Origin of the sequence: Pseudomonas saliphila (genome assembly GCF_008638345.1) — a bacterium.
Taxonomy (GTDB): Bacteria; Pseudomonadota; Gammaproteobacteria; order Pseudomonadales; family Pseudomonadaceae; genus Halopseudomonas; species Halopseudomonas saliphila.
Genome location: NZ_VTVA01000007.1, coordinates 66,022 through 79,310 on the forward strand (window position 1 = coordinate 66,022; position 13,289 = coordinate 79,310).

The 13,289-nt window shown below is 58.8% G+C and carries 10 protein-coding genes; 1 reads left to right on the forward strand and 9 read right to left on the reverse strand.

The features are described from left to right. Positions 1 to 29: 29 nt before the first annotated feature. The 6 genes from FHK95_RS09545 to FHK95_RS09570 all read right to left on the reverse strand — a co-directional run bounded on the left by FHK95_RS09545 (position 30) and on the right by FHK95_RS09570 (position 8,104). Positions 30 to 2,270 (reverse strand): CoA transferase, encoded by a 2,241-nt coding sequence (locus FHK95_RS09545; RefSeq protein WP_150304386.1) that lies wholly within the window; start codon positions 2,268 to 2,270, stop codon positions 30 to 32. 221 nt (positions 2,271 to 2,491) lie between these two features. After that, positions 2,492 to 3,730, reverse strand: a complete 1,239-nt coding sequence (locus tag FHK95_RS09550) for a multidrug effflux MFS transporter (protein WP_150304387.1) — start codon at positions 3,728 to 3,730, stop codon at positions 2,492 to 2,494. Positions 3,731 to 3,930: 200 nt separating this feature from the next. After that, entirely contained in the window at positions 3,931 to 5,166 is a 1,236-nt protein-coding gene (locus tag FHK95_RS09555; protein ID WP_268977560.1) for an MFS transporter, read from the reverse strand. A gap of 68 nt (positions 5,167 to 5,234) precedes the next feature. Next, positions 5,235 to 6,470: an NAD(P)/FAD-dependent oxidoreductase gene (locus FHK95_RS09560; RefSeq protein WP_150304388.1), complete on the reverse strand. Its 1,236-nt coding sequence runs from the start codon at positions 6,468 to 6,470 to the stop codon at positions 5,235 to 5,237. Between the two features lie 15 nt (positions 6,471 to 6,485). Beyond that, the gene (locus tag FHK95_RS09565; RefSeq protein WP_150300500.1) at positions 6,486 to 6,806 is read right to left on the reverse strand and encodes a 2Fe-2S iron-sulfur cluster-binding protein; all 321 of its coding nucleotides are present in this window, start codon (positions 6,804 to 6,806) and stop codon (positions 6,486 to 6,488) included. A gap of 23 nt (positions 6,807 to 6,829) precedes the next feature. After that, entirely contained in the window at positions 6,830 to 8,104 is a 1,275-nt protein-coding gene (locus FHK95_RS09570) for an MFS transporter (protein ID WP_150304389.1), read from the reverse strand. Positions 8,105 to 8,305: 201 nt separating this feature from the next. On the opposite strand from FHK95_RS09570, the gene FHK95_RS09575 reads away from it, so the two are divergent. Next, complete coding sequence (locus FHK95_RS09575; protein ID WP_150304390.1) at positions 8,306 to 9,955, forward strand: methyl-accepting chemotaxis protein; 1,650 nt, start codon at positions 8,306 to 8,308, stop codon at positions 9,953 to 9,955. Positions 9,956 to 10,030: 75 nt separating this feature from the next. On the opposite strand, the gene FHK95_RS09580 is transcribed toward FHK95_RS09575, so the two are convergent. Genes FHK95_RS09580 through FHK95_RS09590 form a run of 3 tightly spaced genes read right to left on the reverse strand, consistent with a single transcriptional unit; the run spans position 10,031 to position 13,157 of the window. Then, positions 10,031 to 10,426, reverse strand: a complete 396-nt coding sequence (locus FHK95_RS09580) for a type 2 periplasmic-binding domain-containing protein (protein ID WP_150304522.1) — start codon at positions 10,424 to 10,426, stop codon at positions 10,031 to 10,033. Between the two features lie 23 nt (positions 10,427 to 10,449). Then, positions 10,450 to 11,508, reverse strand: a complete 1,059-nt coding sequence (locus FHK95_RS09585; protein WP_150304391.1) for a porin — start codon at positions 11,506 to 11,508, stop codon at positions 10,450 to 10,452. 26 nt (positions 11,509 to 11,534) lie between these two features. Next, entirely contained in the window at positions 11,535 to 13,157 is a 1,623-nt protein-coding gene (locus FHK95_RS09590; protein ID WP_150304392.1) for a methyl-accepting chemotaxis protein, read from the reverse strand. Between the last annotated feature and the right edge of the window lie 132 nt (positions 13,158 to 13,289).

Consider the following 13,289-nt stretch of genomic DNA (forward strand, 5'->3'; position numbering starts at 1 on the left):
TTTGGTTCGATAGGCTGCGGACCCAGAGCTCACAATCGGACAACGCCGGCAGCAGACAATCGGTCCAGCTCGTTGTTTTCAAAGCCAAGCCCGCGGAGCACCTCGCGGCTGTGCTGACCGAGGGCCGGCGGCGGACGGCTCAGCGACAACGGCAGGTCGCCGAAATCCCAGAACGCGCCAATCTGTTGCAACTCGCCGTACACCGCATGTTGATAACGGGTATGCAAGCCAGCTTCGGCGTGGTCAGAGTTATCGAGAAAGGGGTCGAGCTGGGCCTCGAGAACGGCCTCGGAGGGCACGTCGTGCGCACTCAGCGAAGACAGCGCGTCAGCCTGGGTCTGCGCGGCGAAATGCGCCTCGGGATCAGCGCTGGCTAGCGCGCGGAAACGCTGCGCTTCTTCGGGCTCCAGCGCTGCCACGGCGACCCAGCCGTCACTGCAACAATACAGCCGATGCGTATCGCTCAGGCCGGTCTGGTTGGCGTCCAGGTGCGCTATCGGCGTGACGCTGCCGTCCTCGCGGGCCACTGCTTCGCTCATGGTGAGTAACGTGGCGCCAAGCAGCGACGCGTTCACCATCTGCCCTTCGCCGGTCCGCGCCCGCTGGTAAAGACCCAATAGCAGAACGTACAGCGAAGAAAGCCCGGCAAAGAAATCACCAACGCCGAAACGCAGCCACATCGGTGGTTGACCGGCTCCTCCCTGTTCTACTTCCCAACCGCAGGAGGCCTGCATCAGCTGGTCGAAGCCGGGCCAGTCCGCGCGCGGCCCGGTGGGTCCATAAGCACTGACGTGACAGTAGAGAAGTTGCGGGTTGATCAGCTTCAGACTGTAGTAATCGACTTTCAGCTTGCGCGCCGCCGGCAGGCGCATGTTGTGATGGACCACATCGGCCCAACGCACCAGCGCCTCGACCGCCGGCTGACTCAGCTCGTCGCCGAGTTTGAGCGCGACGCCGAGTTTGCCGCGCTGAGTACCACTGAAAATGCGTTCCAGTCTACGCATGGCGTCGCCGGTCGGGGCTTCGACCTTGATGACCTCTGCGCCTAGATCGGCCAGCATCATGCAGGCGAACGGTCCCGCCAGATAGGCGCCCAGGTCGAGCACCTTAAGGCCATGCAAGGGTGGCAACGGCTCGCCCTGACGCGCGGTGCCCGGAATCAAACTCAGCTTTGGCGAGGTCCCGAAGCCGGTGCCGTTATCCGCCCCAGGCTGTGGTGCGGAACGACCTATGCGTGCCGGCGGAGTGATTTTCCAGGCTGGCCCCGGTTGCAGCGTCTTGCCGAGCGTGGCGTCATCTACTTCAACGACATAGCCATTCAGCCGCGCCTGCTCGTCGAAATAGATGTCACCAAACGGCGTGGCAATCTGAGCGGAAACATCGTGCTGCCAGAAATGCCCGACCCAATCCTGAGCGGGCCGCGTAGCGATGATGGCCCGGTTGGCCCCGAAGTTCGGCGCCACATGGCTTGGCGGCCACTGCGCATTGAGCCGAGCGACTTCCGCCTCGCCCAGCTCAGCCATGGCGCTGGCCATCCACGGCGATTTATCCGGCGAGTAATGCACGTGAATCCAGCGGCCATCGGCGCACTGGTGCAGCGGGATCGGGATGTGCTTGTCCAATCCCTTAGCAAACACCGGTGTCGGCGTTTGCGCGCGGCTCCAGTGCATGGTCATCGGAACCAGCGCGGCCTGGGCCAGACTGGTATGCGCCGCGCCGCCACGACCATCTCGATCACGTGCGATCAGCCGCGCCATTACGCCCACCACACATAGCCAGCTTGCAAGCCAGTTGGCAAAGGGCATGCGCACGAATACCGGCCCTGCGCGGTGGCCCGGCTGTTCGTCGAGCAGGCCCAGGCGTGCCAGCACCAGGGTTTCACGTGGCATTGCTTCGGCCAATGGATGCTTCTTTGGCCAGCCCGTGATTGCTGAAACGATCAGGCCAGGAAAGCGCTGCGCCAGCTGCGCATCGGCAAGCCCCAGCGTCGCGGCCTGTTTAGGGGGGAGCTCGTGGATGAATACGTCGGCGGCGGTCAGCAGCTGTTCGAGTTGCTGCTGCCCGTCCGGCACGTCGATATCCAGCGTGACACTGCGCTTGCCCCGATTAAGCACCGCGAACAGCGCCTCGTGTCTCCGAGCCGGGTTGCCAGGCGGCTCGGCCAGGATCACCTCGGCGCCCGCTTCGCACAGCTGCAAACCCGCTGCAGCGCTCGCGATGCCAGAACCCAGGCTGACGACGCGCAGGCCGTGCAATGTTGACTCACTCATAAGCACCTCTGGGTGTCTTGCTGTTGCCCGTGAAGAAAGTTCGGACGGCCAGGTACGCTTGACCATCATAAACCTAGCGCAGAATCCCAAGTTATTCTGATTCAGACGTTTATTTCTTATACGGAATTGGTAGGCGAGCGGCTTGCACTGTTTTAGTGCCTCTCCTGATTTGATCTCGTCGTGGAGTGCTGCTGACTGCAGGTGCCATTCACCTGATCCACCTATTGCTGGGTAGGTTCTTCGATGTCCGAGCCGTGCAGAATGAGAATATTGTGGCGATGGCCGAATTGATGGATAAGCAGACTGAGGCCCGTCAGCGCCACCATAACCGCTGTCAACGGAACGGCGCTGGGCATGATCCAGATGCTCACTGCGATGGCGCCCAGCGTACCGAAGAAGAACTGTATGGCGCCTATGACCGCTGACGCCGATCCGGCGCGCTGGCCCTGGCTGGCCATGGCCAGCGCTACCGCGTTCGGCGATAACAAGCCCATGGAGGTCATGTAGACGAAGAAGCAGACCATCAGCAGCAGCAGCGAGGCAAACCCCAACAGAGTTGCCAGAAGAGCGACCGACGCCACCAGGAATGGCGGCCAGAGCATGGCTTTCAACAGCGCAGCCGGGCCGAAGCGCGCTACCAGCCGCGCGTTGATCTGGGACCCTGCGATCATGCCGAACGCGTTCATCCCGAAGAACCAGCCAAAATGCACGGCGGGCACCTCATAGAGTTCAATGATTACGTACGGAGAGCCTGCGACGTAAGCAAACATCCCGCCGAACGGCAAGGCGCCGATAAGCACATACATGATGAACTGCCGGTCGCGGAGTAAATCGGCGTAGCGCTTGAACGTGCCCGCCACACCAAGGCGCTCGGCGGTATGTCTGGACAGTGTTTCGCGCATGGTGAAATGCATGGCCAGGATCAGAATCGAGCCGGCAATCGCCAAAATGGCGAATATCTCTCGCCAGTCCATGATTTTCAACAGCAGGCTGCCGAGCACGGGGGCGAGGATAGGGGCCAACCCAAGCGCCAGCATCAACATTGAGAAGGCCCAGGCAGCCTGCGCTGTAGTGGTGCGGTCACGGATGACAGCGCGACTGACAACCACGCCCGCGCTGCCGCCCAGGGCCTGGAGAAACCGGGCCACCGTCAGAGTGGTCAGGTCTGTGGCCAACATGCAGCCGACGGAAGCGAGAATAAACAGCGTCAGGCCGAAATACAGCGGTGGCTTGCGCCCGTAGCGATCACTCAAGGGGCCGTAAATTAACTGCCCGATGGACATCCCGAACAGAAAAACGGCAAGGGTTATCTGCACATCCGCTGACTGGACACCGAGACTTTGAGCTATGGCCGGAAAAGCGGGCAGGTACAGGTCAACGGACAACGGCGACAGCGCGGTCATCATGGCGAGCAGGAACAACCAGCCGGGGAAGAAAGGCCTTGGTTCGGAATGTGTCATGAAAAGGCGATCAGCATGAAAAGATCAAGGGCCAACTCCGGGGCTTTGCGCGTGCCTGGGCAGCAAAAACAGGCCGGTCAAGGTAGCAGAACAGTTCCTTTGAATCCAGATGGAGAATCGTATTTCTCCTGCAGAATAAAATTTATAGATTCAGGAGCGCTCGCTGGATATAACTGGTGCGACGATGTCCGATTCACCCATTACTCTGATCGAGGCGGGCGAGATTGCAGTGATGCGGCTGGATAGCGGTTCAGAACTGGCGGGCGTGCCGCCCTGCGCAGGGCCAGCACCAGTATAAAACCAATGCCTGACAGCAACGCCGAGCCAAGAAACACCTGGGCAAGTCCCAAGCTGGCAGCGAGCAGCCCCATCAAGGGACCTGCCAACCCCACCGCCAGATCGAAGAACAGCGAAAGCGCGCTCAGCGCGGAGTTGCGATTAGCGTCCGGGGTACGCGCAAGGGTTTCCACCGCCAGTCCGGGGTACACCCAAGACACTCCTAGCCCAGTGAGGGAGGCACCAAGAATCGCGATCTCAGGCGAAGGCGCCAGCCAGACGAACAACAGCCCCAGCCCTTGTATCAACAGGCACAGGGTTACGACCGGGTAGCCACCGAAACGTAGCACCACATTAGGCGTGGCGAGCCTGGCGAGAATAAAGGCTATGCCGAAGCCGGTCAGGCACCAGGCGGCGTTCACCCAGCCGAGGCTGTCAAAATACAGCGCGATGAAGGCGGTCAGGCTGCCGAAACCGGCCGAGCTGCAGGCCAGTGCCAAGCCGTTGGGCAATACCGACCAGAATACGTCGATAAAGGGCAGCCGCTCGCCGCGCAACAGCGGCGCGGGGCGTTTGACTACCGCCAAGAGCAACGCAAGCAAGCCGAGCAATACGATGCACAACCCAATGCTGGCCAGGTTGAATCGGTCGCTGATCAGCACCCCCAAGGGCGCGCCGACGGCGATACCGCCATAGGCGGCAATGCCGTTCCAGGACATTACTCGTGCGGTATGCGGCTTGCCGTGCAATCCGATGGCCCAGGTACAGCAGGGAGTGGAAATCATCGCTGAAGCGATGCCTTGAATTACGCGGGCGCCGAGCAGGATCGAGACACTGAGCCAGGGCGAGGCATACATCACAATAGCCAGCGTGGTCAGCATTCCGCAAACAGTAAGGCCAGTCAGTCCAATGATGACTGCACATTTGGCGCCCAAGCGATCGGCCAGCACGCCGGCCAGTGGTCGAGACAGTAGAGTCGACACATATTGCGTACCGATTACGATGCCAGCCCAGACAGTGCTGAATTCCAATTCGTTGAGGACGAAGCCGGGCAGTACCGCCAAAGGCAGTCCATTAGCCACGTAAGACATGAAGTTGAAGCAGACGATAAAGGTGATTGACAGCGTGAGCCGCATGGGGGCTGTGGTACTGGTATCCAAAGCGTGCTGGCTCCTGAATTGAAAAACCCCTTCAACCTTTTGAGTATCCGGGGTTAAACAATCAATGATTAAAGACGATGAGCCATTTCCCAGGCTTTCAGATCGAAGTCAGATGCACTGGCCTCGGCAGCTGTGAGCTCAGGCGGACGAGAAAGAATCTTCTTACCTGCCAGGTGATCTCCGGAGCGGTTGCACGATTCGACAGCGACCAGGTGATCCCTGCGAAAGCACAGCACGGAGAACTGATTCGACTCCATTGATCCCAGGGTCACGGCACTGTCGTACCCGGTGGACAGACCGACAATCTGCAGTTTCAGGTTGCCCTGATCGGTCCAGAACCAGGGCGTCGCGACAAACGGGGCGGCTTTACCCAGCAGCCTTGCCGATACCGCTCTCGCCTGGTCCATGGCGTTTGGAACCGACTCGATACGGGTATGCTCGCCATGATTATGAACACAGGGAAAACAGGCTACGTCGCCAATGGCGGAAATGTGCGGGTCATTGGTCAAAAGGTCAGCGTCGACCTTGATACCGTTTTCTATTTCCAATCCAGCTTCGGTGGCCAGAGTGATATTCGGAATAACGCCTATGCCGTAAACCACCAGATCGGCGGGGAGTACTTCGCCGTCCGCCTTTTCCACGCCGACGACCTTGCCGTTCTCTCCGATGATTTGATCGACCGCCTGGCTGAAGTGAAATTTGACGCCCCAGGACTCGTGCGCCTTGAGGAACAAGTCGGACATCTGCGGAGAAATCGCTCTGGCCATGAGACGGCCACCGCGGTCGATCACCTGCACGCTGGCGCCTTGCGCCGCGGCTACCGCGGCGAATTCCAGTCCGATAAACCCGCAGCCGATCACTACTACATTCTTGGCGTCTTTGGCCCGGGGCGCCAATGCGTCGGCATCCGCGAGGGTTTTGATACCGAACACGCCTTCAAGGTGTTCCCCCGGGATCGAAAGCGGCCGGTTGTGGGCTCCGGTTGCCAGAACCAGATGGTCATATTCAAGTGCCTTTTCGCTTTCCAGTACCACCCGCTGATTCTGGCGATCAATAATCACCGCTTTATCGTGAATCAGTTCGATCTGCTGTTGATCAAAAAACGCGGCAGGCCGGAAGACGAGGTTCTCTGCCTTGATCTTGCCCAGCAGGTAGGCCTTGGACAAGGGCGGACGCTGATAAGGCAGGCCAGGCTCATCTCCCACCAGGGAAATCCTTCCGGCGAATCCGCCTTGGCGCAGCGACGCAGCGACCTGAAATCCGGCTTGGCCGGCACCGACAATTACAACTGACGAAAGCGTCATATCTGCTCCTGGGGCTCAGTACTGGGACTCAGGCAAACGCAGCACCATGCCGTCCATATTTTCCTGAATGGTCAACTGGCAGGTCAGGCGGCTGGTTTCCTGGCGTTCGTTGGCGAACTCCAGCATGTCCAGCTCTGCGTCCTCCGCCGCCGGGACGACGCCCGTCCAGGCGTCTTCAACGAAGGCGTGACAGGTGGCGCAGCTGCAAGCGCCGCCGCAATCGGCTTGAATGCCCGGCACCATGGCGTTCATGGCAGCTTGCATAACGGATTGGCCGACCTCACCCATGACTGAGTGCTGGGTGCCGTTGTGTTCGATAAGCGTAATTGTTGGCATTGTAAACGTCTCCGTGAACAGATTTAGGCCACTGCAGCCTTGGGTGGGGATACTTCAAATACAGGAGGCCGGCCCAGCGTGAGGAGCATTAACGGCCCTACGATGGAGCAGACCGCGCAATAGATAAGCATGGCCGTATAGGAGCCTGTCTGGCTCAGGAATGCTGCAAACAGCAAAGGTGAGGCGGCCGAGGTGGCGGTCAGCAGGCCGATGTGGAATCCGAACAGGCGACCGTATTCTTTCAGTCCGAAATAGCGCGCAATTAGAAAGGCGGCAATATCAAATTCGGCGCCTGCGCCAAAGCCAAACGAAATCGCTGCCAGCAGGAGTAGGGTAAAGTCGGTGGTGCCACTGAGCAGAATGACGCAGCCAAGGGCTGGCATGGCTAGACTCAGGGCCGATATGCCTGGAGGCCAGACGCGATCCAGTAAATAACCGACCAGAATCCGGCCAAAAACCAGTGAAATGCCAAAGCCACCGAAAATCAGACCGGCTTCTTCCGCAGACAGTCCCATGTCGCGCAAAATTGGTACGGTATTGGTAACCATGCCGATAACTACCGAAATTACCAGTACCAGGGCGATATTGCAGATCCAGAATTTTTTCGAGGTGAAACCTTCCTTGAAGGTCATACCGGCGTTGCTGCGCTGGGCAGCCTGCTTGCCAGCTTCGCTGGCATGGCGATTGGGCTTGGGTACCGAAAACCACCAGATGGTCAAGGGCAACAACAGAAACAGGTTGAGCATGGCCAGTATGATAAACGCCGATTGCCAGCCCCAAATGCCAATACCCCAGGAAAGCAACGGCGGGATGGTCGCGGCGGCCAGCCCGGTTCCGGATAGGCCAATGGCCAATGCCAGGCCGCGATTCTTCTCAAACCACATGTTGAGTAACTGCGTCCAGCTGACCGCCAGGTTGCCAATGCTCAATATTGGAATGATGGTGAATGCCAGATAAAGGCTCCAGACCGACCCGCCGATCTGCGTGGCCCCCAGGTAACCCAGCACCGTCAATGACATGGAGACTGCGGTTACTTTCTTGATGCCGAAACGCAAATTGAACCAGCCTACCAACTGCAGCGAGATGACCGCGCCCACGAACAGGAAGGTAACGGCTACCTGCAGGGCACTTCTGCTCCAGCCAAAGGCTTCTTCCAGAGGAACAACCAGCGTTCCGAAGCCGTAGAGCAATGAGGAATTAATACTGATGCCTATACCTAACAGCGCCAGGATCAGTACTCGCCAACTGGTTCGGAACTCTGAAAAGTCGATGGAGGCGTTATTGACTGAAACATTCATGTGCAATGTCCTTCATTGTTTTTATATCACCAGTTTGAGCGCTGCAGTCATTCCCTCTTGAGGTTACTTTTCGCAAGACTGGTTTTAATTTCTGGATTCAGAACTATATACTGAAGTCAGAATATTGCATGGGGACAGGATTGTCCAGACCAAGGGACTGTTCCATGCACACGACAACAATAAAAAAGACGAGGGATAACTATGCCATGGCTCAGCCGTTTTTCCATGGGCGCAAAGCTCATGTTTGCTCCTGCGCTGATTGTGCTCCTGCTGGTCTTCGTGTCAGCGGTGGCCTATTACGGATTGAACCGCCAGCAGACCGTGCTTCATCAGATTGAGCAGGTTCGCTTCAGTCAGTATCAGCGAGCGCTGGAAATCTCATCCGCATCACAAGCCGCGATGGTCGGATCCTATGCCGCAGTAGTGCAGCTTATTCAAGCCGAGGGCAAGGTATCCAAGGAAGAAATGCAGTTCTACGTGGAGGACATGCAGGCGAGTGTACGGGATATGCTGGCAGGTATCGACGCAGGGCTGGCCTATACCGCCGACCTGAGCGAGCAGGAGCAGGAGACTTTCCAGACTTTCGGTGAACAGGCCAAGGCATTCGCCCAGGGGGTGGATGATCTGGCCGAGGCCGCGCTAACCAACCCCTACATGGCACCCTCGCAGCTGGGATACGTGCGTGCTGAATATAACCGTGTGCTCGGCTTGCTGGCGCAGTTCATGACACTGCAACAGGAGCTGTCCGGTGTGTCCTTTGAAGTGGCCAACGAAACCGCCACGTCGGTGACCGAGGCGTTGGTAGTCGCCGTCTTTGCGGCCATCGCGCTAGGCTTAATTGTCGGTTTGCTGATGCGGCATCAGGTGCTCAGGTCGATAAAGGCCATTGAGCAGGCTGCGGTAAAGCTGCGCGATGGTGATCTGACCCATCGGGTGCAGGTGATCGGGCGAGATGAAATTGCCCAGACTGCAATCGCTTTTAATGCGCTTATTGATAGTCTTCAGATTGCGGTGCGTCAGGTTACTCAGGTTGCGGTATCGGTAGGGTCGTCCGCTGAAGAGCTGGTCTTCGCGTCCAACCAGGTCGCGCAGGGAGCCAATGAACAAGCCAGTGCAGCGACCCAGGCGGCGACTACGGTGGAGCAGATGAGCGGCGGTATCGCCTCCATTTCCACCCACGCGGAAGCATTGCGTTCTTCTGCTGAAGACAGTTTGCGTGGCGCGCAGGCCGGCCAGTTTGCACTTACCAAACTGCTGGACGAGATACGCCGCGTGCGTGATGCCTTTTCTGCAATCACTGCCTCAGTCGGTGATTTCGTCGCCAGCACCACCGCCATCACCGCCAGTATCAACCAGGTAAAGGAGCTCTCCGCACAAACCAATCTGTTGGCCCTCAACGCCGCTATCGAAGCCGCCCGCGCAGGCGAAAGTGGCCGCGGGTTCAGCGTTGTTGCCGATGAAGTGCGCAACCTCGCCCAGCGCTCCGCCACAGCGGCCAATTCGATCAACGAGCTGACGCACGGGCTGGAAAGCCAGTCCAACAGCGTTGCCAGCGTGCTTGATGAGGGGGCTGCCGCGCTGGACAGCAGTCAGAAGCTGCTTGGGGAGCTCGAAAGCGTGTTGTCCGAAGCTGCCAGGCTGGTGAGTGCTTCCACCTCGGGTGTGAGCGAAATCGCGTCGGCCGTGCAGGTTCAGAATGAGGGCGGGAAGGACATTTCGCTGGGTATCGAACGCATAGCCAAAATGGCGGAAGAGGGCGACATGGTCTCCCATCAGGTCACGTCGGCCGTAGGATCGCTACGGGAACTGGCAGGGGAGTTAAAAATGTCGGTCGGCCATTTCCGGACGTGATGAGCCAGTACTTCGTTAGGTAAAGGAGTCGAGAGCAGGCGTTGCGTGTTCTCGACTCCGTCGCCTGGGTTGGCATTACGGCAGGGTGAAAAGCACCTTGACCTGATCGTTCACCACTGAGCTGTCCACATAGCCGATGGCGTCGGCTTCCGCAGCTACCTTTGCCAGCACGGCGGTGTCGTCACCGACGCTGGGAAGCGGCTGGCCTTTTCCGGTAAAAATCAAGCCAGACCAATACGACTTGAGCTGCGACTCGTTCTTGTTGGCCACCGATGTGTAGAACTTGTCCTTGGTAGGGTTCCAGTCCTTCTGGTCGACACCTGACAGCGACTTGTCCTTGCCTAGGAAAATGTTGGCAACTTCAGCCTGGGAGGGCGTGTTGGCGGCGCTTGGGTTGACGATGACGGCCACCTCGGCCTGAACCAGCGTTGCGGTCAGACTCAACATGGCGATGGCGAGCGTTCTGTGCATGAAAAGATTCACTCTACTTCTCCTTAGAATATGAAGTCGGCGCCGATGCTGACGATGTCACCGTCGAAGGTACGGTCGACGACGCTGAAGTCCGGCACGAAACCACCGCTGAAGCCCCGAGTCGATTCCACACGCTTGTACTCGCCCTTCAGGGTCACGCTGGGGGTGAGGCTGTAATTCAAGCCATAGGCCCAGGAAGACTGGCGGCCTGGTTCACCCTTCTCATCCCACTGGGCATAGGTTACATGCGGCAGGTAGTCACCAAAGCGGTGTCCAGCCATGAGGTAGAAGGACTCGATGGTGCCGAGCGGGCTCTGGCGCTTGATAGCTTCGGCGTTGGTCAGCCAGTTGCCGTTGTCGTACTGGTGACCCACGGACTCGAACTTGCCCTTGAACTTGCCGAACATCTCGAGATTCAGGTCGGATTCGGTATAGCTGTAACGCAGCGTGCCAAGGTTCATGGTTGCCAGGCTTACGCTGCCGGTAACCACTTCCTTGAAATCCACGTCCAGCGGGCCGTCCAGGTTGTGAATGAATACCTCGCGGTCTGTTGCCTGGCCGTAACTGACCTGGAAGTTCAGCGTGCCAAAGGAAACGGGCAAGCTGTACAGAGCATCGACGCCCTCATAGTTGCTGACCGGCATCTGGCTATAGACTTCATCAGGCAGGCGCAGCCAGGGATAGGAGTAGCCCACATCAAGCGTTTCGGAGAACATGAACGCACCAGGACGCAGGCGGCCTGCGCGCAGGGTCAACTGGTTGTTAACCTGGTAGGCCAGATAGGCCCATTCGACTTCCAGGTTCCACTGGTCCTGTTCAGCCTTGGCGACCGTCTGGATGGTTGCGCTGAGCCGGTCAGCTACGCCGTAGGACAGCTGGCCGCCCAGTTTTGACAACTGGTCGCCGCGCCAGGCGTCTGTGGTCTGGCCCTGAATGCCGTAGCCCTTTGCGTCGTCGGCTCCACCGAGGTGTGTAATGGCTGCGGTACCGAATCCATTAAAGCGATATTCCCCCGGCTCCAGTGCCATGGCGGAGGTGCTTGCCAGGCAGACGGCCAGGCCAAGTAGGTTGCGTTTGTTCATGGTTCTTCAAGCTCCGAATAGTAGTGTTATGTGCGAAATTGTGCGGTGGCCGAACGCAGGTTGTCCCCTGCGCCGACCAACTGCTCGCCAAGGCGGGCGGTGGCCCCGGCGCCGTGCGCGGTTGCTTGTGCGTCCTGCTGCAACACTTGGGTTTCCTGCTGAATGGAACTCGACAGCCCGATCTGCTCCTGGGTGAACTGGGCAATCCCGGCGTTGAGTTCGTCGATCTGGATGACGGTGCGGGCGATGGTCTCGAGTAGTTGTGTGGCTTCGACCGACCGCTCGATGCTTTCCCGGGACTTCTCGCCGTTGTTGTGCATGACGTTCAGCACTGTGTTGGCGCTGTTTTGCAGGCGCTGGATGATCTGCTGGATTTCTGCCGTCGACGCGGCTGTCTTCTGTGCCAGGTTGCGTACTTCATCGGCGACCACGGCGAAACCGCGCCCCTGTTCACCGGCACGAGCGGCTTCTATCGCGGCGTTGAGTGCGAGGAGGTTGGTCTGTTCGGCGATGCTGCGAATGACCGTCAGCACCGAGCCCACTTCCTGGGTTTCCTTTTCCAGCTGTTGCATGGCCTGCACCGCACCCATCACGCTGCTGCCCAGGTCGCTGACGCTGGTCGACAGGTCGCCGATATGTTTGCGCGCCGTAACGGCCTGACGCGAAGCGGAACCGGCCTCTTCGGATGCCTGTTTCGAGCGCCGCGCTACCTCCTGAATACGGTCGGTCATGGTCAGGATGTCGCGGCTGATTGAGTTGGTGTGATGCTGCTGGGACTTGGCGCTTTCCTCCGAGTCCTGGGTCAGCCGGTAGAGCTCCTTGGACACGTGACCCAGCGGGCTGGCCGCCTCGATCACCTGGCGCATGGTGCCCTGCAGGGTGTCGAGGAAGCCGTTGAACAGATGGATCATGGCGCCAATCTCGTCGTGTGCTTCGACATTGACGCGGCGCGTCAGGTCACCGTCGCCGCTGGCGATGGCCTGCAGCGACTCGATGACGCCGCGGACATTTGCCATCACGCTGCGGATCACCGTCCAGGCAGCTAGCGACACCAGCACCAGCAAGCCCAGGCTGAGGATGATACCCAGGCGGGTGGTCTCGGCATTGTTCTGGCGGGTTTCCGCCAGCGTTCGTTCGAAGTCCTGATAGGCATTGCTGCGGAACGCGGCAGCGAGCTTCTGGGTTTGCGCGAGATCGGAGGCCATGCGGTCAAGGCTAGAGCGCAGGTCATCAAAGGAGGCGCTGCCACTGATCAATTGCTCCGACGCGCTGAGAGCATTATCAGAATAGGTCAACACGGCTTGGCGCCAGACCTGCAGGTCCTGGAGGCGCTGTGGCTGGCTCTGCAGCAAACTCGCGAGCGCCGCCTGTTGTGTAGCAATCTCCTGGAGAACCTGGCGCGCTTCGCCGAGAATCGTTTGCTCACCGGCTGCGACAGCGTTGTTGAGCAAGCCGGGCAGGCGGGAAAACTGGAAGATCACCGCATCGGCCTTTTCGAGCGTGGGGTAGCTTTGGGACTCCAGCGATTCCAGTCGGTTATCTGTGACGGACAATTGCAGCGACGTATAGGCGACATATAAAACGAGGCCGAGCATGGCGACGGCTGGCGGCATGGCCAATTTGAGATTTAGTGACAGATTCTTGAGCATTTCTGGCCCCCAGGTGAGATGCGAACTAGCGAAGCTGAAGTGAAATTGAACAGTAATTACAAAAATGTTCACTAAGCTGTTGAGGGGTTTCGGCTGAAAGGGGCAGGACTTTAGCGCCGTGTGACAATTTGT

Bases quoted from the DNA above. Each gene is read 5' to 3' on its own strand.
- FHK95_RS09545 (WP_150304386.1), bottom strand. From the start codon at position 2,270: ATGAGTGAGTCAACATTGCACGGCCTGCGCGTCGTCAGCCTGGGTTCT.
- FHK95_RS09550 (WP_150304387.1), bottom strand. From the start codon at position 3,730: ATGACACATTCCGAACCAAGGCCTTTCTTCCCCGGCTGGTTGTTCCTG.
- FHK95_RS09560 (WP_150304388.1), bottom strand. From the start codon at position 6,470: ATGACGCTTTCGTCAGTTGTAATTGTCGGTGCCGGCCAAGCCGGATTT.
- FHK95_RS09565 (WP_150300500.1), bottom strand. From the start codon at position 6,806: ATGCCAACAATTACGCTTATCGAACACAACGGCACCCAGCACTCAGTC.
- FHK95_RS09570 (WP_150304389.1), bottom strand. From the start codon at position 8,104: ATGAATGTTTCAGTCAATAACGCCTCCATCGACTTTTCAGAGTTCCGA.
- FHK95_RS09575 (WP_150304390.1), top strand. From the start codon at position 8,306: ATGCCATGGCTCAGCCGTTTTTCCATGGGCGCAAAGCTCATGTTTGCT.
- FHK95_RS09580 (WP_150304522.1), bottom strand. From the start codon at position 10,426: ATGCACAGAACGCTCGCCATCGCCATGTTGAGTCTGACCGCAACGCTG.
- FHK95_RS09585 (WP_150304391.1), bottom strand. From the start codon at position 11,508: ATGAACAAACGCAACCTACTTGGCCTGGCCGTCTGCCTGGCAAGCACC.
- FHK95_RS09590 (WP_150304392.1), bottom strand. From the start codon at position 13,157: ATGCTCAAGAATCTGTCACTAAATCTCAAATTGGCCATGCCGCCAGCC.